The 21,329-nt window shown below is 45.1% G+C and carries 23 protein-coding genes; 14 read left to right on the forward strand and 9 right to left on the reverse strand.

Features of this window, described 5'->3' with window-relative positions:
• Positions 1-90: 90 nt before the first annotated feature.
• A complete protein-coding gene (locus BLS28_RS07135) occupies positions 91-1,272 on the reverse strand; it encodes an acyl-CoA dehydrogenase family protein (protein ID WP_090525972.1) in 1,182 nt (393 codons plus the stop codon).
• A gap of 237 nt (positions 1,273-1,509) precedes the next feature.
• On the opposite strand from BLS28_RS07135, the gene folB reads away from it, so the two are divergent.
• Positions 1,510-1,869: a dihydroneopterin aldolase gene (gene folB, locus BLS28_RS07140; RefSeq protein WP_090526249.1), complete on the forward strand. Its 360-nt coding sequence runs from the start codon at positions 1,510-1,512 to the stop codon at positions 1,867-1,869.
• 2 nt (positions 1,870-1,871) lie between these two features.
• Positions 1,872-3,269, forward strand: a complete 1,398-nt coding sequence (locus tag BLS28_RS07145; protein ID WP_091163958.1) for an FAD-binding oxidoreductase — start codon at positions 1,872-1,874, stop codon at positions 3,267-3,269.
• Positions 3,270-3,415: 146 nt separating this feature from the next.
• Here BLS28_RS07145 and BLS28_RS07150 read toward each other — a convergent pair whose 3' ends face one another.
• On the reverse strand, positions 3,416-3,862 hold the full coding sequence (locus BLS28_RS07150) for an acyl-CoA thioesterase (protein WP_090525969.1): 447 nt from the start codon (positions 3,860-3,862) through the stop codon (positions 3,416-3,418).
• A 136-nt stretch (positions 3,863-3,998) separates the two neighbouring features.
• Here BLS28_RS07150 and BLS28_RS07155 point away from each other — a divergent pair, with 136 nt between their 5' ends.
• The 3 genes from BLS28_RS07155 (at position 3,999) to BLS28_RS07165 (ending at position 6,512) form a co-directional block, all read left to right on the forward strand.
• Complete coding sequence (locus BLS28_RS07155; RefSeq protein WP_090525968.1) at positions 3,999-4,439, forward strand: Hsp20/alpha crystallin family protein; 441 nt, start codon at positions 3,999-4,001, stop codon at positions 4,437-4,439.
• Positions 4,440-4,754: 315 nt separating this feature from the next.
• On the forward strand, positions 4,755-5,516 hold the full coding sequence (locus BLS28_RS07160) for an SDR family NAD(P)-dependent oxidoreductase (RefSeq protein ID WP_091163960.1): 762 nt from the start codon (positions 4,755-4,757) through the stop codon (positions 5,514-5,516).
• Between the two features lie 78 nt (positions 5,517-5,594).
• Positions 5,595-6,512 (forward strand): helix-turn-helix domain-containing protein, encoded by a 918-nt coding sequence (locus BLS28_RS07165; RefSeq protein ID WP_091163962.1) that lies wholly within the window; start codon positions 5,595-5,597, stop codon positions 6,510-6,512.
• Between the two features lie 468 nt (positions 6,513-6,980).
• Here the strand turns inward: BLS28_RS07165 and BLS28_RS07170 are convergent, their stop codons facing one another.
• Positions 6,981-7,775, reverse strand: coding sequence for an AraC family transcriptional regulator (locus BLS28_RS07170; RefSeq protein WP_208057843.1), 795 nt, complete (start codon positions 7,773-7,775; stop codon positions 6,981-6,983).
• A 108-nt stretch (positions 7,776-7,883) separates the two neighbouring features.
• Between BLS28_RS07170 and BLS28_RS07175 the strand changes: the two genes are divergently transcribed.
• The 6 genes from BLS28_RS07175 (at position 7,884) to BLS28_RS31305 (ending at position 12,995) form a co-directional block, all read left to right on the forward strand.
• A complete protein-coding gene (locus BLS28_RS07175; RefSeq protein WP_091163964.1) occupies positions 7,884-9,203 on the forward strand; it encodes a TolC family protein in 1,320 nt (439 codons plus the stop codon).
• Position 9,204: 1 nt separating this feature from the next.
• Positions 9,205-10,272: an HlyD family secretion protein gene (locus BLS28_RS07180; protein WP_091163966.1), complete on the forward strand. Its 1,068-nt coding sequence runs from the start codon at positions 9,205-9,207 to the stop codon at positions 10,270-10,272.
• On the forward strand, positions 10,235-11,854 hold the full coding sequence (locus tag BLS28_RS07185) for an MFS transporter (RefSeq protein ID WP_218134374.1): 1,620 nt from the start codon (positions 10,235-10,237) through the stop codon (positions 11,852-11,854). The genes BLS28_RS07180 and BLS28_RS07185 overlap by 38 nt, the downstream gene beginning before the upstream one ends.
• A gap of 26 nt (positions 11,855-11,880) precedes the next feature.
• Entirely contained in the window at positions 11,881-12,288 is a 408-nt protein-coding gene (locus tag BLS28_RS07190) for a hypothetical protein (RefSeq protein WP_091163970.1), read from the forward strand.
• Positions 12,289-12,319: 31 nt separating this feature from the next.
• On the forward strand, positions 12,320-12,487 hold the full coding sequence (locus BLS28_RS30755; protein ID WP_176844394.1) for a hypothetical protein: 168 nt from the start codon (positions 12,320-12,322) through the stop codon (positions 12,485-12,487).
• Positions 12,488-12,863: 376 nt separating this feature from the next.
• Entirely contained in the window at positions 12,864-12,995 is a 132-nt protein-coding gene (locus tag BLS28_RS31305) for a hypothetical protein (RefSeq protein WP_256337362.1), read from the forward strand.
• 82 nt (positions 12,996-13,077) lie between these two features.
• Here BLS28_RS31305 and BLS28_RS07195 read toward each other — a convergent pair whose 3' ends face one another.
• The 5 genes from BLS28_RS07195 to BLS28_RS07215 form a co-directional block, all read right to left on the reverse strand.
• Positions 13,078-13,968, reverse strand: coding sequence for a helix-turn-helix domain-containing protein (locus BLS28_RS07195; protein WP_091163972.1), 891 nt, complete (start codon positions 13,966-13,968; stop codon positions 13,078-13,080).
• Positions 13,969-13,988: 20 nt separating this feature from the next.
• Positions 13,989-14,348: a DUF1569 domain-containing protein gene (locus tag BLS28_RS07200; protein ID WP_091163976.1), complete on the reverse strand. Its 360-nt coding sequence runs from the start codon at positions 14,346-14,348 to the stop codon at positions 13,989-13,991.
• 16 nt (positions 14,349-14,364) lie between these two features.
• A complete protein-coding gene (locus tag BLS28_RS07205; protein ID WP_091163979.1) occupies positions 14,365-14,754 on the reverse strand; it encodes a hypothetical protein in 390 nt (129 codons plus the stop codon).
• A gap of 65 nt (positions 14,755-14,819) precedes the next feature.
• A complete protein-coding gene (locus BLS28_RS07210; protein WP_091163981.1) occupies positions 14,820-15,137 on the reverse strand; it encodes an alpha-ketoglutarate-dependent dioxygenase AlkB family protein in 318 nt (105 codons plus the stop codon).
• Positions 15,138-15,139: 2 nt separating this feature from the next.
• On the reverse strand, positions 15,140-15,421 hold the full coding sequence (locus tag BLS28_RS07215; protein ID WP_143020710.1) for a hypothetical protein: 282 nt from the start codon (positions 15,419-15,421) through the stop codon (positions 15,140-15,142).
• A gap of 79 nt (positions 15,422-15,500) precedes the next feature.
• Between BLS28_RS07215 and BLS28_RS07220 the strand changes: the two genes are divergently transcribed.
• From BLS28_RS07220 to BLS28_RS07230, 3 genes are read left to right on the forward strand one after another with little or no spacing between them, the layout of a single operon-like run.
• Positions 15,501-16,235 carry an ImuA family protein gene (locus tag BLS28_RS07220; protein ID WP_091163986.1) on the forward strand — a complete coding sequence of 245 codons (735 nt, stop codon included), beginning with the start codon at positions 15,501-15,503 and terminating at the stop codon, positions 16,233-16,235.
• An 18-nt stretch (positions 16,236-16,253) separates the two neighbouring features.
• A complete protein-coding gene (locus tag BLS28_RS07225) occupies positions 16,254-17,738 on the forward strand; it encodes a Y-family DNA polymerase (protein WP_256337363.1) in 1,485 nt (494 codons plus the stop codon).
• The gene (locus BLS28_RS07230) at positions 17,738-20,929 is read left to right on the forward strand and encodes an error-prone DNA polymerase (RefSeq protein WP_369596620.1); all 3,192 of its coding nucleotides are present in this window, start codon (positions 17,738-17,740) and stop codon (positions 20,927-20,929) included. The genes BLS28_RS07225 and BLS28_RS07230 overlap by 1 nt, the downstream gene beginning before the upstream one ends.
• A 98-nt stretch (positions 20,930-21,027) precedes the next feature.
• Here the strand turns inward: BLS28_RS07230 and BLS28_RS07235 are convergent, their stop codons facing one another.
• On the reverse strand, positions 21,028-21,315 hold the full coding sequence (locus BLS28_RS07235; RefSeq protein WP_091163992.1) for a hypothetical protein: 288 nt from the start codon (positions 21,313-21,315) through the stop codon (positions 21,028-21,030).
• Positions 21,316-21,329 lie beyond the last annotated feature (14 nt).

Here is a 21,329-nt window from a genome sequence, read left to right on the forward strand (position 1 = left end):
ACAAATATAACGCTCATAATTATAATGAACAATATTTATGCGCATGAATAACACCGGCGCTGCTGAAAGTTAAAGTATATCGATTATCTATTACTTAAAAGCGTCGAGCCCGGTAACATCCATCCCGGTAATAAGCAGGTGAATGTCATGTGTCCCTTCATAAGTTATTACCGATTCAAGGTTCATCATGTGGCGCATAATAGGGTACTCGCCGGTAATACCCATACCGCCGAGCATTTGCCGGGCTTCACGGGCTATAGTAATGGCCGTTTCAACGCTGTTTCGCTTAGCCATTGATATTTGGGCAGGCGTAGCTCTGTTCTCATTTTTAAGTACTCCAAGACGCCAAACTAACAGCTGCCCTTTGGTGATTTCAGTAATCATTTCGGCCAGTTTTTTTTGCTGAAGCTGAAATCCAGCTATCGGCCGGCCAAACTGCTCGCGTTCTTTGGTGTAACGGAGGGCTGTGTCGTAACAATCCATCGCAGCACCTAATGCACCCCAGGCAATACCGTAACGGGCCTGGTTTAAACAACCCAGCGGGCCTTTTATACCCGCTACGTTGGGCAGCAGATTCTCTTTTGGGACTTTAACATGATCAAAAACAAGCTCACCGGTTGCCGATGCCCTTAACGACCATTTATTATGGGTTGTAGGTGTGGTGAAACCTTCCATGCCGCGCTCAACTATCAGCCCGCGAATTTTACCAGCTTCATCCTTAGCCCAAACAACGGCAATATCAGCAAAAGGCGAATTGGAGATCCACATTTTAGCGCCATTAAGTATATAATGATCGCCGGCATCTTTAATGTTGGTCGTCATGCCACCAGGGTTTGAGCCATGATCGGGCTCGGTAAGGCCAAAGCATCCCATTAATTCACCACTCGCCAGCTTAGGAAGATATTTTTTACGCTGTTCTTCACTGCCGTAGGCATAAATGGGATACATCACCAGCGAACCCTGAACAGATGCTGTTGAACGGATGCCAGAATCGCCGCGCTCTAATTCCTGCATGATGATGCCGTAAGCAGTATAATCTAAGCCCGCTCCGCCATATTCTACTGGTATGGTAGGCCCAAAAGCACCTATTTCGGCAAGGCCTTTTAACAGTTGCGAAGGGAACTCAGCTTTTTGAGCGTACTCTTCAATAATGGGGCTCAATTCCTTCTTCACCCAATCACGAACTGATGAGCGGATCAACTTATGCTCATCGGTTAGTAACTCATCTAATAAATAGTAATCGGGGGCTTCGTACAGATCTGTTTTGGCCATAAAATTATAGTTGGTGGGCAAATATAAAGCATTTATCGCCGGTAAAAGCAAGCCAAAAACGCTGTTTTTTGATATGCGAAGCCACTTTATGATAAAAAGCAGGTTTAAACGGTTTAAAACATGTTTTTGATTGTAAAATATTTTTTGAGCTGCTGGAAATCAGCCGAAATAAAAATATTTTTAAAAGTCTTTCTATAGAGAGTGAGATTTAGAGAGGGCTTTTTTTTATTTTTGGCCATGATCAATATAGCCTTACAGGGCGCGGAGTTTTTCGCGTACCACGGATTTTATCCCGAAGAACAAAAAATAGGTTGCCGTTTTTTAGTTGATGTGAATGTTGGTTTTGTGCCTCCCGGCGATTTGCTGGAAGATAATCTAAGTAAAACTGTTGATTATGAACGTGTGTATATTATAACATGCGAAGAGATGAAACAACCACGTAAATTGATTGAAACCGTTGGTCAGGCAATTATTGATCGTATAAAAAAGAAATACCCGTTTGTTGAAAGTATTGAGGTTACCATTAAAAAACTTACTCCGCCCTTAAGCGGTAAGGTAGCGCATTCGGCTGTTATTATAAATTACAAGAAATCCTGATCATGGAATTCAATAAAATATCGGCTCAAATATTAGAGGCCATAACCGCAATTGTTGGCACCGGTAATGTTTTAACCGGCCAAGAAAGCCTCGAAAAGTACAGCCATGACGAAACCGAAGATCTTGTTTATTATCCGGAAGTTGTAGCGCGCCCGCAAACACCCGAAGAGGTTGCTGCATTGTTGAAAATCTGTAACGAAAACCTGATCCCCGTAACGCCGCGCGGAGCGGGTACTGGCTTAAGCGGTGGCGCCCTTCCGGTTAATGGCGGTTTGCTGATAGCCATGGAGCGTTTTAATAAAATCCTTGAAATTGATGAACAAAACCTGCAAGCTACCGTTGAACCCGGCGTTATAACTGAAGAGTTCATGAACGCGGTGGCTGCAAGAGGCTTGTTGTACCCCGTTGATCCGGCCAGTAAAGGTAGTTGCTTTATTGGAGGCAACGTATCGCATGGTTCAGGCGGGCCACGGGTTGTTAAATATGGAACCATCAGGGAGTATGTGCTGAACTTACAGGTGGTTTTAACATCGGGCGAGATCATATGGACGGGTGCAAATACCCTTAAATATGCATCCGGTTATAATTTAACCCAATTGATGATTGGTTCGGAGGGCACTCTTGGCATTGTCACTAAAATTGTGGTGAAGCTTATTCCTGCTCCAACTTTAGATGCTTTGATGCTGGCCTCATTCCCAACCAATGAAGCTGCCTGTGCGGCGGTTTCAGCAATATTCAGAGCTGGTATTATTCCGTCGGCGCTGGAATTTATGGAGCGAAGAGGAGTGGAGTGGGTTAAGGAGCATGATGATATTGCTTTTGATTTGCAGGATGGTATTGAAGCGTTCTTATTGATTGAAGTAGATGGTACCAACCAGGACGTGATTTTTACCGATTGCGAAAAAATAAATGCAGTGCTTGAAGAGTTTGACTGCCGCGATGTGTTGTTTGCCGATTCGACTGCTCAAAAGGAAGAGCTTTGGCGTTTAAGGCGTACCATGGCGGTATCGGTAAAGTCAAACTCGGTTTATAAAGAGGAAGATACTGTTGTACCCCGCGCCGCACTGCCACCGCTGATTAAGGGAATAAAAGAAACCGGAGCTAAATATGGCTTCGAATCAGTTTGTTATGGCCATGCCGGCGATGGGAACCTGCATGTAAATATCATTAAAGCCAACATGAGCGATGACGACTGGAATAACAAGCTCAAATCCGGCATCCAGGAGATATTTGAATTAACTGTATCACTTGGCGGCACCTTGTCTGGTGAGCACGGCATTGGCCTGGTACAAAAAGAGTTTATGCCGATAAAATATTCGGAAATGCATTTTGCGTTGTGGAAAGGGATAAAGCACGTGTTTGATCCTAAAGGAATTTTGAACCCCGGGAAGATATTTTAGATTTCAAATGTGCGGATTATGGATGTGCAAATGTGCAGATTTCAGGTGCGTAAATGTTTGAATTAGATATGTAAGCTCCATTTGCATATTTGAAATCTGCGCAATACAAGCTTTACCAGCACATTTGAAATTTGCACATCAATACATTAATTCGTATTCAGAATTAACCTCGGTTCGTCATAATTGATCATCCTGTGCCTTTCGGGAGATGGGATAGAAACAGATTTATTGGCCGAGTAATCGTAGCTGATACAAACCGTTTTGCCGGTTGTTACAATTTCTTCGCCATTGGGGGTTATTTTTACCAATACATGCATCATATCAAAACTGCTGTTGCCTATACGAATGGTACGTACATAGCAGGCAATATTATCCTGAACAGTAATAGGCTTAAGGTAGTTGATTTCCGACCGGCCCAGAATAATGCCGGTATTGCTCCAGTCCCAGTTGATAATTTCCTTCCAATAACCAATCCGGGCTATTTCAAAATAGGTAAGATAAACGGCGTTGTTTACATGTCCAAATGAATCGATATCCGAAAAGCGGATAGGGATAAGGGTTTTATATTTATAATCTGTAAGTTTTTCAGCCATTTTCGGTCATTTTGTCTGCCTAAAATATTTAATAGTGACTTTTTGTCGTTTGATATAGGCGGTTTTGCTGTTGGTACAGCAGTTGATCAATAGGTTACGAAGTTAACAAAAAACAAAACTTTAGGAGGATATAAAAATGACATTAGTAAAATTTAACAACGGCCTTAAAAACACTTCAGCTAACCCATTTTTTAGCGATGTATTTGATTCACTGATCAATGATTCATTTTTAAGTGATAAACTGATTGCCCGTGTGCCTGCAGTTAACATCGCAGAAACCGAAAATGAGTTTCATGTTGAACTGGCTGTACCTGGCTTAAAGAAAGAGGATTTTAAAATCAATCTTGACAAAAATGTATTAAGCGTAGCTGCAGAAAAGAAAGCCGAAAATGTTGAAGAAGGTAAAAAATTCAGCAAACGTGAATATAGCTACAATTCATTTGTAAGGTCATTCACATTGCCTGAAAGTGCCGATCAATCAAAAATTGAAGCCGATTATACCGATGGTATCCTGAAGCTTACTGTAGCAAAAAGAGAAGAAGCTAAATTTCAAACAAGAGAAATAGCTGTTAAATAATTAAAGACTGTTTTCATAAAGTAGTTAGTTTGGTTTGAAGGCCGCCCTGTTATGGGGCGGTTTTTTTTTTGCAAAATAACCGAGTTGTAGTTGTAAGATATTTTAACTAATGACTTAGTAGTTAAATTAAATAAAGACCATCCAAAGAGATGACCGTAGATTGTATCTCCCGTTTGATCGGAATGGCGTCAGGGCAATGTCTTAGGATAAGTAGCCCTTTTAATAAAAGAATAATTTGGTTAGGAATATCCTTGATTTGGTTTAAACGGTGCAGATCGTAATACAGACCTTTGTTCTATTAATATAATTAAGCAAATGGAAAGTCAAGATCATAATCAACTGATCGCGCTGATAACGGGCGCTAATCAGGGTGTAGGGAATGAAATTGCTAAAGCACTTGCCGCTAACGGCTATATTGTTTATTTGGGTTCCCGTAGCCTGGAGAACGGCGAAAAGGCAGCCGCCGAGATTGGCGATAATGCAAAAGCGGTTCAACTGGATGTCACACAGCAGGAAAGTATCAATGCGGCGGTAGCTAAAATAACCAGTGAATATGGACGCCTGGACCTGCTGGTGAATAACGCAGGTATCTCTCACGCAGGAACATCTCCCAAAAACCCGGAAGAGTTAATGGCCACCGGCCGTGCCGTTAACGTATCGCTGGATGAGGTACGCGCTGTTTGGGAAACCAACGTTTTCGGTGTGATCGCTGTAACCCAGAAGGCGTTGCCCTTACTGCGAAAATCGGCAGCAGCACGCATCGTTAACGTATCCAGCGGCCTTGGCTCCCTTACCTGGATCTCCGATCCGGAATGCTGGGCACGTGAACATTTCGGCATCGTCTACGCTGCATCTAAGACTGCTTTAAATGCGGTAACCCTGGCTTTTGCCTTAGAGTTGGAGAAAGAGGGGATCAAGGTAAACGCGACCAGCCCAGGTTATACAGCTACTGCGCTCAATAATTTCCAGGGAACAGATAGCCTGGAAGTAGGTTCGCGTGAGCCAGTACGCGTCGCACTAGAAACAGATGGCCCGACAGGCGGATTTACCGGCCCGGAAGGAAAACTGCCCTGGTAATTCGATTAATCGCTATTACCTGACGCTTAAATGACCGGCGGCTGAGGCTGTTGCCGGTCATATTAAGTAATTTTAGCTATGAAAATAGAAAAGCCTAAAATCGCTAAAGTAGAATCGATTAAAGAGGTTCACCGTATGCTGAATCTCCCAGGGCCTAAGCATCCGTTGATCACCTTGTTTGATACACGCGACGAACGGATCAATTTAAGCTGCTTACCGGTCAGTTACGTGACCTCTCTGTACAAGATATCCTTTATTGAAAAGCTGGGCGGCAAGTTTAGATACGGGCAGGGCTATTATGATTTTGACGAAGGCAGTATGGTATTCACCGCACCTAACCAGGTGGTTGGCAGCACAGCCGTATATAAAGGAAATGAAGGTTATTCGTTGATCTTTCATCAGGATTTTTTGCAAGGTTTTCCCTTAGCTGCCAAGATCAGGCAGTATGGTTTTTTCTCATATTCATCAAACGAAGCGCTTCACCTTTCTGAACAGGAAAGAAAGACCGTTTCATCCATTTTTAAGATCATTGAAGAAGAGTTGAACAGCCGCATCGACGATTTCAGCCAGGAGGTGGTGATTGCGCAGATCGAATTGCTTTTGACGTACGCCAAACGCTTTTACAAACGTCAGTTCCTGACGAGACAGGCCGCCACCAGCGACCTGCTTCAGCGGTTCGAAGCGGCACTCAACAGTTATTTCCAAAAAGAAATGCCAACAAAAAGAGGGTTGCCTACCGTTCAGCACATGGCGGATCGATTAAACTACACACCAAATTACCTGAGTGATATGTTGCGCTCGCTTACCGGGCTTAGCGCACAACAGCACATCCAGGAGCAACTGATCGAGAGATCTAAAGAATTACTTGCAACATCTACATTGAGCATTAGCCAGGTCGCCTATCGATTGGGATTCGGGCATCCGCAATCGTTTAGCCGCCTTTTTAAGACCAAAACGCAGCTGTCGCCTGCTCAATTCAAATCTTCATTGAATTGATTAAACTTACTATCTATTAGCTAAATCACCGAAAATTTCCATACATAAGCGCGGGCAGGAATTTACTTTTGCCTGTGCAAATTTGAACGGTCACGGTGTATCCGGGTTAAGGAAAATTACATGAACGGTTTTTGCGTAAGCGAAATACTGGCTGATCAGAGCTGGCCTTGGGTTTTTTCGCCGTGGATGCTAAGCAAGTCCGACAGTATTTCAGAATAAGAGTTGCTCAAAAGGTTGACCAAATTGCACCAGAACTTAATTGTTTTAATGGTTTCGTCGGATGGGGCTAGCGCCCCAGACCTTTGTATGGGGTTAAATGAAGACAAGGGTTTAATGATATCTATTTTATGACAGGTGGATTTAAGACAGCCAGGTAGAGATTGGATATTCTACCATGGAGGTGCAAAGCGTACGGGTGTATAGGTAAGCGGTAGCGGGAAAGCTTGACCGTTCCGCTGACTTTTCAGATCAACGCCTCCGCAAGTCAGACGGACGTGATGAGGTGAAAGCATAAAATGTATCGCTAAATGATGCAACACTGGCATACCCCACTTCAAAAGCAATATCAGCGATAGGTTTTTGTGTTTTAACAATCATCTCTATCGCCGTTATCATACGCAGGCTCTTAACATATTGTAAAAAAGAAATACGTAATTGCGACTGAAACAGGCGCGATAACGACCGCTCGCTCATGGCAAAATGTCCGCTTACATCAGCTATAACTAATTTTTCGCTTATATGGCTTTCTAAATAATTCATGATCTTTTGCATTAGCTCATGTTCAGTTTTGGGCAACATAATAGGCAACGACCTTTTGTTTAAGTCGGGCAGCATATTCTTCAGCGCTACCAGGAAATCGAAATTACGATCGCCAATGCCTATATGGAGTTCGTCCCAACGCTCGGTATAATTGATCATTTGGATCAGCAACTCGCTAGCCGGATAAATACCCAGTTTGCCATAAAATTCGTTCGCGTCGTCGTTGGTGGAATAAAAATAAAGTGACCTTAAAGCTGTTGCGAAAACACCCACCCGAAGTTCATGTATCAAGCCCTGCGGAATCCAGAAGTAGTGCCTTGCAGGCACTACATAGGTTTTGTTTTGTGTAGTGATGTAAGCCAGACCGCCCTCAACGTAGCTTAACTGGCCCTTGGTATGGGTATGAAAAGGGATTAACTTCTCTGATCTTTCATGCATCACAAAAACCGAATCCGGCTTATTATCAATTTCGGGGAGGGAAGCTATTAATCCAATCTTCGTCATTAGAATATCATCGCAATTCAAAGTTAATAAAAATTGGCCGGAATGATGAAAATATTGGCAACTTAGGCGAAAGCGAACAGTTGTGAGAGGCATATTTTTGCAACAAATATGTACTACAGTAAAATATTGATCGCATTTGCTGGTTTGTTAACCGCCAATAGCGCATATAGCCAGTCTAAAAACACTGCCTTCCTTACATTGCCGGAGGCCTGGCGCAAAGCCGAACAAAACAGCAGGCAGATTGAGATTACCAGAAAAGCCAATTTGATTGCTGACGAGGAGATTAAAGACGCAATAATGGAACGGTTGCCCGAAGTAAGTTTGCTTGGCAGCATTGAAAAGGCAACCAATATGCCCATTTATGAAAATGGCCTTTTTTCTTCGCACACGCAGGAACACGAAATTATACACACTTTATACAAAGCGGGGGCCGATTTTTATCTGAACCTTTATAATGGCAATAAGCTTAACCTTAAAATTGAAGAGAATAAGCTATTGTACCAGATTGCGGTTATCCATAATAACGAAGCGATCTCTGTCATCAGGTATAAAACGGCCGCGCTGTATCTTGATCTTCAAAAGGCCTTGGTCTTCAGGAAACTGATCATTAAGGATATTGCCGATCAGGAAAAGCAATTGTTGGAGATAAAAGCCCTTCAAAAAAATGGGGTGGTCTTAAAAAGCGATGTGCTGCGTGTTGAACTGGATCTTTCCAGGCGTAAGATGGCTTTGGTAACCATAGAGAATGATATTCTTATCGCTACACAGAAACTAAACATCATTATGGGCGAACCGGATGAAAGTGTGATCATCCCCACAGAGTTCGATTCAGTTGACGTGCAAGAATTGCCTTATGAAAAATACCTCGTCGACGCAATGGAACATTCCTTTGCGTACCATATTTCTGAAAAGCAAACGCAGGTTAGTAAACTGCATCTTAGCCAGGTAAAAGCCAACTACCAGCCAAAGGTTGGGCTTTACAGCGATTTTTCATACGCTAACCCGCAAATATTCCTATTTCCTTACAATCCTGCCTGGTACTCGCTTGGTGTTGCCGGTATCAGGGCTACTATGCCGCTATCGCAACTTTATCAAAACAGGCATAAAGTGAACTCGGCTAAACTGGAGCTTGATAAAGAAGAAACCACTCATAAAGACATTGAGGACAAAGTACGGCAACAGGTTAAAGAGGCTTACTTACGATATAAGGAATCGCTGGTGCAAATTGGTGTGGCCGAGGTTGATGTGGCCCATGCACAGGAAAATGCCCGCATTATTAAAAATACATATTTCAATCAAACTTCATTAATTACAGACTTGCTTGATGCCGATGTGCAGGTGCTGCAAACGCGCTTTGAGCTGGCAACCGCACGTATTGTGGCTCAAAACAAATATTATCTACTTCAAAACATCACCGGCGTACTTTAATATGAAAAAAAAGCATATAGTAACAGATCGAATTATTACCAAGATAACCGGTTGGATAGCCGGCCTTACCATTATAGCCCTGGCAATTTGGGCCGTATTTACTCTTTGGGAGTATCGTGAGTATGAGCAAACTAATGACGCACAGGTACAGGAGTACGTAAACCCTGTTATATCGCGTGCGGGAGGTTTTATAGTGGCCGTAAAGTTTGAAGAGAACCAGCCGGTAAAAAAGGGAGATACCTTATTAATTATAGATAACCGGGAGTACACTTTACAAGTTGCGCAGACCCGGGCAGCTATACAAAAAGCCGAGGCACAGTTAGAGGTATTAAAAAGTAACATACACACCACGCAAAAAACTGCCGGTTCTGCTAAAGCTCAAATTAAAGCAAGCGCTGCAAAAGTTTGGAAACAGCGGCTTGACTTTGAACGTTATTTGCGCCTTTATAAAGAGGAGTCAGCTACTAAACAACAGCTTGAAAATGTTCAGGCTACCCTGGATGTAAACAATAGCGATTTCCAGTCGGCAGAGGAAAACTACGGAGCCGCAGAATCAAAAATAGACGATATTATAGCAGAAAAGACGGTATTAAGGGCAGAAATTGCACGTTTAAAAGCTTTGCTTGACCGCAACATGCTTGATGTTGAATATACCGTTATCAGGGCTTCATATGATGGAAGAATGGGACGTCGTACGGTAGAGGTTGGTCAAATGATTAATGCTGGCGAAGTGCTGGCCTATATAGTTGATAACGAAACTGACAAATGGGTGATAGCCAATTACAAAGAAACCCAGATTGCCGGCATGCATATAGGTGATACCGTAAAATTTGTTGCCGACGCATTTCCGGACCAGGAGTTTAAGGGCACTATCATTTCATTGTCGCCCGCGACCGGTTCCAGCTTCTCGTTGCTGCCTCCGGATAACTCTACCGGTAACTATGTGAAAATTGTTCAGCGTGTGCCGGTACGTATCAGGGTCGATGCTGAAAAAAAGCAGCTGGCCATGCTTAGAGTGGGTATGAATGTTAATGTTTACGTTCCAAAAAAACAGCAGCGCCATGGATAGGGGGATTCCAATTTTTAGACGCTGGGTTCCGGGCTGGGCTATTAAGATCATACTGTTTTCACTTATCCTGCCCACGCTGGTGCTTTTTTTTCTGCCATTTGGAAACATCAATGCGGCAGCAGGCTATTATGGCAGCGAACCGGCAGATATACAATTTGCGGTAGCTTTGTTTTATGCCGGGTATATAGCCTTTTACAGCCTTGAACGGCGATTCTTTAACTTCCTGGCAGCAAAAGAATATTTTATCATTTTTACCATGTTGGAGTTGCTGACAACACTGGTATGTTATTTAACCAATGATCTTTATATATTATTCCCGATCCGTTTTTTCCAGGGGATGTTGTTCTCCAGTACAGTAAATCTGTCTTTATCCCTCATGTTTACCCGCCTGCACAGCGAAAGGGCCCGCGAAATAAGCTTCTCGGTTTTTTTCGGAATGCTGATATGTATTCTGCCCTTTACCAATTTGGTTACCGCCGATTTGATAGACTCTTATAATTTTAACCTGGTTTACAAGGGCGCATTGTTCTCTTACCTGCCATGCTTGTGCCTTATCATGCTGTGTATGAATAACGTAAGGTTGAACGCCCGCTTTCACTTATACAAACTCGACTGGCAGAGTTTTGTGTTTTGGAGCATCATGCTCACTTTGCTGGGGTATATTAGTATTTATGGGCAGGAATATTATTGGTTGGATGATGCCCGCATTTACTATAGCGTTGCCGCTATGATAGTTAGCACGCTGATTTACATTGTACGCCAAAGAGGTTTAAAAAGACCATATCTGCATCTGGGTATATTTCGCTTTCGCAATTTTAAGTTCGCGGCCTTTCTCATCTTAATACTTTATATATGTCGGTTTGCGGTTAATATCACCAATTCATTTTTTACAGGTGTGCTTAAGCTTGATCCTATTCACGTAAGCTATATAAACAGTTGCAACCTGGGCGGCCTCATAATTGGTATTATAATTTCCGGTGCTATGATCCTGCAGAAAAAAAATATCAGGTTTATCTGGTTTCCGGGCTTTATATTATTGCTGGCTTTTCACGTCATTATGTTCTTTTTGTTTGCTACAGAGGCAAATGAAAAGAACTTTTACGCTCCGCTTTTTATGCAGGGGATAGGCGTGGGGATGATCATGGTACCCACTATTGTGTATGCCATCTCTGCAGTGCCTGTTGCAATTGGCCCGTCAGCAACTTCGATATGTTCAACTATGGGGTATGTTGGCTTCTGTGTTAGTGCTGCGATCATCAATTTTTGCGAGCTCTACGAAAAAAGCCGGCATTACAATGCATTTCAGGACCATCTAACAAAAGTTGACCGGTTTGCATTGCACGCGCTGGCCACGCGTGGGACCGAACTGTTGTCAAAGGGTCTCTCGTTAAAGCAAGCCAGTAAAGGCGCAAACAAGCAATTGGTAGGCGCCGTTAATCAGCAAATCCAAATCAGGTTCGCTATGGATTATTACGAGATGATGTCAATGATGTTGGTCGCAACCTTGCTGCTTATTGCTTTATTCCCTTATCTAAATCGTACAGCAGTTTACCTGCGTTCGCGCCGGCTTGTACCTGCATAATCTAATTATTTAATATTAAACAACAAATGAAATATATAACCCTGTTGGCTATTATCATCGTCAGTATAACTGCATGCCAAAAAGATAACCAAAACTTTAAATTAAAAACGGTTACCATAAACGCCTACACAAACAAAAACTCCGGCTTGCAGCATGTTTACGTCAGGATTGTTGACGCCGCAGATCAGCAGCGAGTTATCGGTAAATCTGCTTCATATCCGTCAAACCTGCCATTGCCTGTTACGCTGGGTATAACTTCGAGCCTCAAACAAGCGCTATATAAACAAACATGTATAGTGCAGTTGTGGGCCGACTCTACAGGTTTGATTAGTTCGCAAAAAATGAATATGGATAGTTATAAAATCATCTTTCCGTTAGAGATGGATGTCAAAAATAAAGACATGGATGTTACGTTATCAGGCAACTGGGACTAAGCATTAACAATACCTATATTTATAAAAAACAATGAATACCATGATGTCTGATCCATCTGATGAAGCGATCGTATATTTTATATTTTCAACCAATCATGGTGTTAAAGCCACTCTGATTAACGGGTACGACACGTTCAGCAAATCGCTTACAGAAGGATTGGTCAATGAGTTAAAAGAAAAACGCAACAAGAACATATAGCCATGGTTGCTTGTTATTTAAAAACTACCTCCCAATTGCTTACTAAGCGCCCTTCATCATCTCCATCCCTAATGATGAGGTCTCGGTTAAATTAAAATCAGGAGGCAGTCCGTTGCCGTTATCACTAATAAGTAAGGCGATGGTTTCTGGTGCCGACAGCTTCACATTAACAAGTATTTCTCATCCGGTTTTATTAAATGTATATCTGATACTATTGGTGATAGCTTCGTTTAATATCAGGCCTATAGGTACCGCCTGCGATATATCCAGATTCATCTGGTCTAAATTCTTTTAAAATTGATTTTTTGGTGCCCGCAATCATAGCAGGTGTAGAGATATCTAACTAAGTCGGTGATGTAGTCGGCCATAACAATAGTTGCTACAGTTCGTGCGTAATTACAACCATGCCCATATTTCCATCGCATACGGCGTAGTGATATTCGGTTTAAAAATGATCTATGTTCTGGGCGACCTGATGTTCTGGCGCGCGCGCCGTGTAGATGAATAAGGTTTGATACGGAGGCGAATCGGCCGTCCAACTTGTAGATCCTGTTTAAAAAAGTGCCTTGAAGCAGTTCAGGCAATTGGCTTTAATTCAACAGCGTCTTTTTAAAATCTTTCGGAGTTTGGCCCACCTCTTTCCTGAACAGCCGGGAAAAGTAAGACATGTTCTCAAACCCGAGAGAATAGGCAATTTCTGAAACATGGTCGTCAGATTCCCGCAACCGGTTTTTAGCGACCGAGATGAGCGCAATATGGATCAGTTCCTGCGCGGTTTTCCCGGTCTCCAACTTCAGCGCATTACTGAGGTAACGTGGCGACATGTTCAGCTCGGCGGCGAGTGCGGATACTGAGGGCAGCCCCTCTTTCATCAATTTGTCCTGGCGGATGAAATCGTCCAGCAGCCTTTGGAAAGCCGAAACCGTTTTGCCGCTTAATTCCCGGCGGTTGATAAACTGCCGTTTATAAAAACGCTCAGCGTACTTCAATAAGGAATCGATATTGACCAGTATAATGTTCCGGCTAAACTCGTCCTGGTTATTATCGTATTCTGTATCGATCGATTCGAAGAGACGCATGATGATTTTTTCTTCTTTGGGCGCCAGGTGTAAGGCTTCATCCGCTTCATAGTCAAAAAAGGCATACCGACCGATCTCGCGCTGCAGGGCGCTGCCCAATAAAAAGTCTTCATGGAACAACAGGATATAGCCGCCTTCTTCCAGCTCCAGGTTATTTATTTCGATAACCTGGCGGGGTTTCCAGAACACCATCGAGCCTTTTTCGTGATCGAAGCGTGTGCGCCCGTAAAGCCAGTGCCCGGCTTTGATATTTTTCAGGCCGATCATGTAAAAATCACAGGTGAATTCCCGGAAGTTCAGGACCAGGCCGGGCGTAATCTCCAGCAGGCTAAGCATGGGGTGCTCCGGTTCTGGCAGGCCATTCTCGCTGTGCATCTCGCTTAGTGAGCGGAAGTGTTTCATGAAGACTAATTTAAAAAAGATCAGGCACTATATTGTGTTAAATGATAATCAATATGGATCAGCACCAATTTACCCCATTGTCTGCGAGTCAGCCTGCCGAACAGGGGATGCGGCCCCCAGGCTTCGGTTGGCGTGATCCAGGCTTTGTCCAGGATATCCAACAACAGCTTTTGCTCCTGCTCAAAATAAAATTGCTCGTAATGGGGTATCACAAAATTCAGGGGCATACGCAGTCCCCGCGACTGCTCAGGAAAGAAGTCCACCAGTAACCATTTGAATATCGTACGACTGAGCCCGTAACTCTCATCCCAAAGGCTGAAATAACCCAATGCCCCGCCCAGCGAAAGGTTGAGGTGGTGCAACATCTGCGTTGCAGCCATCGTCCCCCACACCCGTTCAGATCGGGCTCAGGCCTTGCACCCGCCGCCGGATCTCCGTCTGCTTTTGCGGGCTGTAAAACAATAGCCCGTCTACCTGTAGCGTAATAATAGTTTTGGGCAGATAACGAAGGGTGGCGATAACGTAAAGCCATAGTTCCTTGTTGATGAGGTTACGTTTTATGGCAGGCAATTCAGGCGGTGAGTTCAGTAGGTGTGCATTTACCGGCCCAGGCTTCGATTTCCTGGCTAACTTTATCACGGTTGCTGCGGTAAGTTTGCAGGGAGTCCTTTCCGACCGGTAAATGAAGCGGCGGATTTTCAGTGTTCGCCAGTTCCAGTACCACCTGCGCCAGTTTGGCGGGGTCGCCGGGTTGGTGCAGTGCAGTGCTTCCGGTACAGCCTTCATCTGGCCTGCCGTGGTAGTCTGGTAGTCGGAGATCGACTCTTTGGTCAGAGAATAACTCTGGGCATTCAGGAACTGTGTGCGGAACAGGCCGGGTGCCCGGGCGGTAACCTTGATGTTAAAGGGAGCGAGTTCCAGCGCCAGGCCTTCGGATAAGCCTTCAACAGCGTATTTGGTTTGTCTCCATACCAGCAGGTGAGCCTTGGTGTCAGGTATTCCTTATCCCAAAGTTTTTGTGTTGTTTGTTTCCAGGGTGTTTCCCTGATCAGTTTTTCTAACAGCCAGTCACCCGTTGTCGGATCAATTAAACCGGGCTGGTATTCCAGCAAATCCTTAGGCAATCCTTTACTTTGCCCGGTTTCGGCAAATAATGTCAATTGTTCCATCACTAAATCCTTTCCACATAAGTCGTTATAAAATGGGCCAATTGTTCCTGTTCTCCTGGTTGCAGTACATCGCCGTCGTAGATCCAGTAACCCTTCGCGTCAAATAAAATACGGCCCATGTAAACGGGCGGCTGATCATAAGCCGTATAGATCTCATAGCATTGTACAGCGTGCTTTTGCCCTGTATTTGGTACAATTTTCACCACTTCCCGTGAACCATCGCGGTATTTAAGCCAGGCTTTAACCTCGCTTTTTAAATACGTTTTGACCAACAATTCCTGCATTTGAAATTTTTTCTCAAAGATATATAAAATACTAATATTTTTAGCATTAAATTTGTACTCCCTATTTGGTACAAACACGATGGAAACGGCAAATGACCGAAAAACACTGATTAACAGCCTGCAAAAGAATATTTTGCAATGGGAGGGCTATAGGCCACCGCCTACAGGTACACAGGGGCTGGTAGGCCTGGGGGCAGTGGAAACAGCTTTCCCCAACGGCGTTTTTCCTTTAGGTACAGTGCATGAACTGGTTTGCAGTACCACCGAACAGGCTACTGCTTCCAGCGGATTGATTAGCGGCCTGCTCTCGGTGTTTATGCAAAATGGCGGGGCCTGTTTATGGATCAGCCTCACCGGAAACATCTTCCCACCGGCGTTAAGCGGCTTTGGTATAGAACCCAGCCGCTTGATCTTTATCCGGGTGACCAAAGACCAGGAAGCCTTATGGGTGATGGAAGAAGCGCTGAAATGCGCAGGGCTTGCCGCAGTTGTGGCAGAAGCGCGGGAACTGGATTTTAAACAATCGCGCAGGCTTCAGCTGGCTGTTGAGCAAAGTCACGTTACCGGGTTTGTGCTGCGTAATGCCGTTAAAAAGATCGGTTCAACGGCTTGCGCTGCCCGGTGGCAGGTGAAATCTTTGCCGAGCGAGCCGGTTGACGATTTGCCTGGTCTTGGTTTTCCGCGCTGGGAGGTAGAACTACTACGTGTCCGTAACGGGCATCCGGGTACCTGGATCATAGAATGGGCAGAAGGTAAATTCAAACAGGTGGAAAAAGAGCAAACAGCTAAACCATTTAAACGGAAAGCGGGGTGAGTTATGCAGCACAGGTATATGGCTATTTGGTTTCGTCACCTGGTGACAGACTGGCTGACACTCCGGCAGCCGGAATTAAAAGATCAGCCCTTTGTGCTGGTTGTGCCCGAACATAACCGTATGATTGTCAGGGCGGCTAATCCCGAAGCCGAAGCACAAGGTGTTCGTGCAGGGATGCCGGCAGCAGATGCCAAAGCGATTACCACTAATTTACAGGTTATTGATTTTCCGTTGGGCCAGGAAAGTAAGCTGCTCCGGCATTTGGGTTTATGGTGCATCCGCTATACGCCGGTTGTGGCTATTGACCTGCCCGATGGTTTGACCCTTGATATTTCCGGCTGTGCACATCTATGGGGTGGTGAAAAAGGATATTTAAAAACCGTTGTACTTAAATTAAGGGGTATGGGCTACGATGCACGGGCTGCTATTGCCGATACTGTTGGCGCAGCCTGGGCTATTGCCCGGTATGGTAAAATCAGGCCCATCATTGAAAGCGGTGGGCAGGCGGAAGCCATTGCCGGCCTTTCTCCGGCCGCCCTCAGGTTGGAACCGGCAATACTGGACAAACTGTATAAACTCGGCTTCCGGTATGTTAAAAGTTTTATGACCATGCCACGTACCGTGCTGCGTAGGCGTTTTGGTGAAGGCTTTTTGTTAAGGCTTGCCCAGGCTTTGGGTACTACTGATGAATACCTGGCCCCGATTATCCCGCCCGTGCCTTATGTTGAGCGGCTGCCCTGCCTGGAGCCGGTACGAACGGATAAAGCCATAGAAATTGGCATTGAAAAACTATTGCAAGGCCTATGTAGCCGCTTGCAAGCTGAAGGAAAAGGTGTGCGTAAGGTCGTGCTGAAATGTTTCCGGATTGATGGTAAAATGGTACAAGCGGGGATAACAACCACGCGTGGCTCACATAGTGTTTCCCATTTATTCAAGCTCTTTGGTTTACAGATCAGCAAGATTGAACCTGCTTTGGGTATTGAGCTGTTTCTGCTGGAAGCACAAAAAGTAGAAGATATCGACCCCTTGCAGGAAAAGCTATGGCTGGGGGATCCGGGCTTGCAGGATACCGCACTGGCCGAACTGCTTGACCGGATTGCCGGAAAGATCGGCCCCGAAAGGATTATGCGTTACCTGCCTGCCGAGCATTACTGGCCCGAACGTTCCATCCGGCCCGCTCTTTCACTCAAAGATATCTCGCTGGCCGGCTGGCGGGCTGACAAGCCAAGACCAATACGCTTGCTCAGCAAACCGGAAGCCATTGAAGTTATGGCTTTATTGCCGGATTATCCGCCAAAAATATTTATCTATAAGGGTAAGCGCCATGTTGTGGACAAAGCAGACGGCCCGGAACGTATTGAACGGGAATGGTGGCTGGACAAAGGTGAGCACCGCGACTATTATATGGTGGAGGATGAGCATGGGGGCCGTTATTGGCTGTTCCGTTCGGGGCATTATGATAGCGGAGGTGCCCAATGGTATTTACACGGATTTTTTGCCTGATGATGAAATACGCGGAATTATATTGTACCTCCAATTTCAGCTTCCTGCGCGGTGGATCTCACCCGGAGGAACTGGTTGAGCAGGCTGTGGTTCATGGTTATACGGCCATAGCGGTTACCGACCGGAATAGCCTGGCCGGTATTGTCCGGGCGCATATTGCCGCAAAAAAACTACCTGTACAATTTATTCCCGCTTGTCGCCTGGACTTGCTGGATGGGCCGGGCCTGCTGGCTTATCCTACTGACATTGCTGCTTACGGCCGGCTTTCGGCCTTGCTCACCAGGGGTAATCTGCGTGCTGAAAAAGGTGAATGCCATTTATATAAAGCAGATGTGTATGAACACCGGGAAGGCATCCTGTTTATCATCATTCCGCCCGATGAGCTCAACGCGCGGTTTGATTTTACCGGTGAGTTTAAAACAGCAGTAGCAGAATATAAACAAGCTTTCGGGAATGCCTTATACATGGCTGCCCTACGTTCTTACAGCGGCGATGATGCCAAACGGCTGCACAGGTTAGCCGGCATGGGTATACCTTTGACTGCTGCTGGTGATGTGCATTATCATGAACCGAACAGGAGGGAACTACAGGATGTATTGACCTGTATCCGGGAGAAATGCACTATCAACAACGCAGGGTACCGGCTGCATCAGAATGCGGAACGCTACCTGAAACCTATTGAAGAAATACACCGGATCTTCAGGCAATATCCGGAAGCAATTGAAAATGCGCTTGCTATTGCCGAAGCCTGTACTTTTTCGCTGGACGAATTAAAATACATCGAGCCTGAAGAAAAGATCTTTGACGGATTAACGCCACAGGAAAGGTTAAAAAAATACACATGGGAAGGTGCACATGAACGTTATGGTGAGTATATACCGCCTAAGATAGGTAAGCAGATAGATTTTGAACTGGCCTTTATCGAAAAGCGCAGGCTGGCGCCTTATTTTCTCCGCGTATATAAATACACCCGGAAAGCAGAAGAGCTCGAAATCTTGCACCAGGGCAGGGGTTCTGCAGCCAATTCAACGGTATGTTATTGTTTGCGCATTACGGCAGTCGACCCGATGAAGTCACGTTTGCTTTTTTCCCGTTTCATGTCAGATGCACGCGAGGAATGGCCTGACATCGATGTGGATTTCGAGCATGAACGCCGCGAGGAAATCATCCAGTATATTTATGAGGATTATGGCCGGGAACACGCGGCTATTGTAGCTACCGTTACGCAGGAGCGGCATAAAGGAGCAATTCGTGATGTGGGCAAGGCGATGGGCTTATCTGAAGATACGATTAAACGTATCGGTGGTACGATATGGGATTTCAGTGAAGAAGGTTTTGATGAAAAGCGTTTACAGGAACAGGGGCTTAACCCGGGCGATCCATTGATATACAAAGTACTGGAGTTGACGACACTGCTGATGGGTTTCCCGCGGCAATTGGGTCAGCATACCGGTGGCTTTGTTATTACCGATAACAAACTATCCGACCTGTGCCCTGTGCTCAATGCCCGCATGGAGAACCGAACCCAACTGGAATGGAACAAAGATGACCTGGAAGCGTTGGGCATTTTGAAAGTGGATGTTTTAGGATTGGGTATGCTCACCATGATCCGCAAAGCATTTGACCTGATAAAACAACATTATGGCCGAAAACTTACCTTAGCCAATATCCCGCAGGACGACCCCAAAGTTTATGAAATGATAGGTCATGCGGATACACTTGGGGTATTCCAGATTGAGAGCCGGGCGCAAATGTCTATGCTGCCAAGACTGATGCCCCAATGTTTTTATGACCTCGTGATCGAGGTGGCTATTGTGCGGCCCGGCCCCATACAGGGTGATATGGTGCATCCTTACCTGCGCAGGCGTAATGGCGAAGAACAGGTAGTGTATCCATCCACGGAACTGGAAGATATTTTAGGCCGGACTTTAGGTGTTCCGCTTTTTCAGGAACAAGCGATGGAGATCGCTATTGTTGCCGCAGGCTTTACACCGGCCGAGGCTGATGAGCTGCGCCGGAGCATGGCGACTTTTAAAGCGAATGGCAAGTTATACCTGTACGAAAAGAAACTGGTGGAGGGTATGGTGGCGCGTGGTTATGAGGAAGATTTTTCGAGGCGGGTGTTTAAGCAGTTACAAGGTTTTGAGGGGTATGGTTTCCCCGAGAGCCATGCCGCTTCTTTTGCGTTGCTGGTTTATATATCTTCCTGGCTGAAGTATTATTATCCGGATGCTTTTGCCGCTGCTTTGCTCAATAGCCAGCCGATGGGCTTTTATCAGCCCGCTGAGATCGTGGACGATGCGCGCGGGCATGGCGTTTTTGTTCGTGGCGTGGATATTAACTACTCGGCCTGGGATCATTCGCTGGAAGAACAGGCCGGAAAATATAAGATATTACGCTTAGGTTTCCGGTTGGTGAAAGGGCTAAAAGAAGAAGAAATGAATATCCTGGTTGAGAATGCACCTTATCAACATATTATCGATTTGTCAAATGTCGGGATTTCGCAGGCAGCTTTGGAGAAACTGGCTGATGCGGATGCATTCCGCTCTATCGGCCTCGACCGCAGGCAGGCGCTTTGGGAAGTAGCTGCTTTAGGTGATCGCCCCGTGGCATTGCTGGAAAGCTTGCCTTCGGCCAGCGCAGGTGAGCAAATTGAATTACCACTAATGACCGCGGGTGAGCACGTGGTACAGGATTTCGCTTCCACCGGTTTATCCATTAAAGCGCACCCGGTAAGTTTTGTGCGGGAAGATTTGAACCGGCTGCAGGTTATGCCACTCAACCGGATCCAATCGTTGAAGAATGGCGAAAAAATTCGTGTTGCCGGGATGATCACCGTGCGGCAGCGGCCGGGGACGGCCAAAGGTGTGGTATTCGTAACCATCAAAGATGAAACCGGCTTTGCCAATCTTGTGGTTTGGGGTAAGTTTTTTGACAAATACCGCAAAGAGATCGTTCAGTCGCAACTGCTCCTGGTAGATGGGCATTTACAGGTTGAGGGCGAAGTGATCCATGTGGTGGTACGCCGCTGTTATAATCTCAATTCTTTATTGGGTAAACTAACGGCTGTACCTGATGAACAGCCTTCTTTGCTGAGCTTGTCCAGGGGGGATGAAACCTCGATGCCTTCACCTGATCCGCGAAATATCCCCAATAAGAGTGCTTTTCATAAGGGCAGGAATTTTCATTGATGAAGAGCGTATCATTAATAAGGCTTTTAATAAACTCGAAAGGCAGTTTATAATTGTCTTACTATGCCTGTAAAAGGGATATGGTAAGGTTTATCCGATCAAAGGAATTGCAATACCAATTGCTCCCATTCCTCTTCCAAAGAAAGGTTGGGGCGTACTTGCCGCGCTTTGCTATACCAGTAATCAGCATTTCCAATATCACCTTCTTTACGGTGCAAATAGGCATGTACCCAAGCCGATGCCTGATCTGTCAGATGATCAACCTGTGCATGAGCCTGATGCCAGTCACCTTTACCATCAAACCAAAGGCTTTTTAGCTGTGCAGAGAGTCCGTTAACAGGCTGTTTTAAATTTAATGATGCTTTAAATTCTGTTAAAGTTGTCATTGGTATTAGTTTTT

The sequence above is a fragment of the Mucilaginibacter gossypii genome (assembly GCF_900100945.1).
GTDB lineage: Bacteria > Bacteroidota > Bacteroidia > Sphingobacteriales > Sphingobacteriaceae > Mucilaginibacter > Mucilaginibacter gossypii.

What these genes read in the sequence shown, in the direction of transcription:
- BLS28_RS07160 (WP_091163960.1), top strand. Translation starts at nt 4,755, where the DNA reads ATGGAAAGTCAAGATCATAATCAACTGATCGCGCTGATAACGGGCGCT.
- BLS28_RS07150 (WP_090525969.1), bottom strand. Translation starts at nt 3,862, where the DNA reads ATGGCTGAAAAACTTACAGATTATAAATATAAAACCCTTATCCCTATC.
- BLS28_RS07145 (WP_091163958.1), top strand. Translation starts at nt 1,872, where the DNA reads ATGGAATTCAATAAAATATCGGCTCAAATATTAGAGGCCATAACCGCA.
- BLS28_RS07175 (WP_091163964.1), top strand. Translation starts at nt 7,884, where the DNA reads ATGTACTACAGTAAAATATTGATCGCATTTGCTGGTTTGTTAACCGCC.
- BLS28_RS07190 (WP_091163970.1), top strand. Translation starts at nt 11,881, where the DNA reads ATGAAATATATAACCCTGTTGGCTATTATCATCGTCAGTATAACTGCA.
- BLS28_RS07220 (WP_091163986.1), top strand. Translation starts at nt 15,501, where the DNA reads ATGGAAACGGCAAATGACCGAAAAACACTGATTAACAGCCTGCAAAAG.
- BLS28_RS07135 (WP_090525972.1), bottom strand. Translation starts at nt 1,272, where the DNA reads ATGGCCAAAACAGATCTGTACGAAGCCCCCGATTACTATTTATTAGAT.
- BLS28_RS07200 (WP_091163976.1), bottom strand. Translation starts at nt 14,348, where the DNA reads ATGGCTGCAACGCAGATGTTGCACCACCTCAACCTTTCGCTGGGCGGG.
- BLS28_RS07155 (WP_090525968.1), top strand. Translation starts at nt 3,999, where the DNA reads ATGACATTAGTAAAATTTAACAACGGCCTTAAAAACACTTCAGCTAAC.
- BLS28_RS07170 (WP_208057843.1), bottom strand. Translation starts at nt 7,775, where the DNA reads ATGACGAAGATTGGATTAATAGCTTCCCTCCCCGAAATTGATAATAAG.
- folB (WP_090526249.1), top strand. Translation starts at nt 1,510, where the DNA reads ATGATCAATATAGCCTTACAGGGCGCGGAGTTTTTCGCGTACCACGGA.
- BLS28_RS07225 (WP_256337363.1), top strand. Translation starts at nt 16,254, where the DNA reads ATGGCTATTTGGTTTCGTCACCTGGTGACAGACTGGCTGACACTCCGG.
- BLS28_RS07195 (WP_091163972.1), bottom strand. Translation starts at nt 13,968, where the DNA reads ATGAAACACTTCCGCTCACTAAGCGAGATGCACAGCGAGAATGGCCTG.
- BLS28_RS07165 (WP_091163962.1), top strand. Translation starts at nt 5,595, where the DNA reads ATGAAAATAGAAAAGCCTAAAATCGCTAAAGTAGAATCGATTAAAGAG.
- BLS28_RS07205 (WP_091163979.1), bottom strand. Translation starts at nt 14,754, where the DNA reads ATGAAGGCTGTACCGGAAGCACTGCACTGCACCAACCCGGCGACCCCG.
- BLS28_RS30755 (WP_176844394.1), top strand. Translation starts at nt 12,320, where the DNA reads ATGAATACCATGATGTCTGATCCATCTGATGAAGCGATCGTATATTTT.
- BLS28_RS07180 (WP_091163966.1), top strand. Translation starts at nt 9,205, where the DNA reads ATGAAAAAAAAGCATATAGTAACAGATCGAATTATTACCAAGATAACC.
- BLS28_RS07230 (WP_369596620.1), top strand. Translation starts at nt 17,738, where the DNA reads ATGATGAAATACGCGGAATTATATTGTACCTCCAATTTCAGCTTCCTG.
- BLS28_RS07185 (WP_218134374.1), top strand. Translation starts at nt 10,235, where the DNA reads ATGTTTACGTTCCAAAAAAACAGCAGCGCCATGGATAGGGGGATTCCA.
- BLS28_RS07210 (WP_091163981.1), bottom strand. Translation starts at nt 15,137, where the DNA reads ATGGAACAATTGACATTATTTGCCGAAACCGGGCAAAGTAAAGGATTG.
- BLS28_RS07215 (WP_143020710.1), bottom strand. Translation starts at nt 15,421, where the DNA reads ATGCAGGAATTGTTGGTCAAAACGTATTTAAAAAGCGAGGTTAAAGCC.
- BLS28_RS07235 (WP_091163992.1), bottom strand. Translation starts at nt 21,315, where the DNA reads ATGACAACTTTAACAGAATTTAAAGCATCATTAAATTTAAAACAGCCT.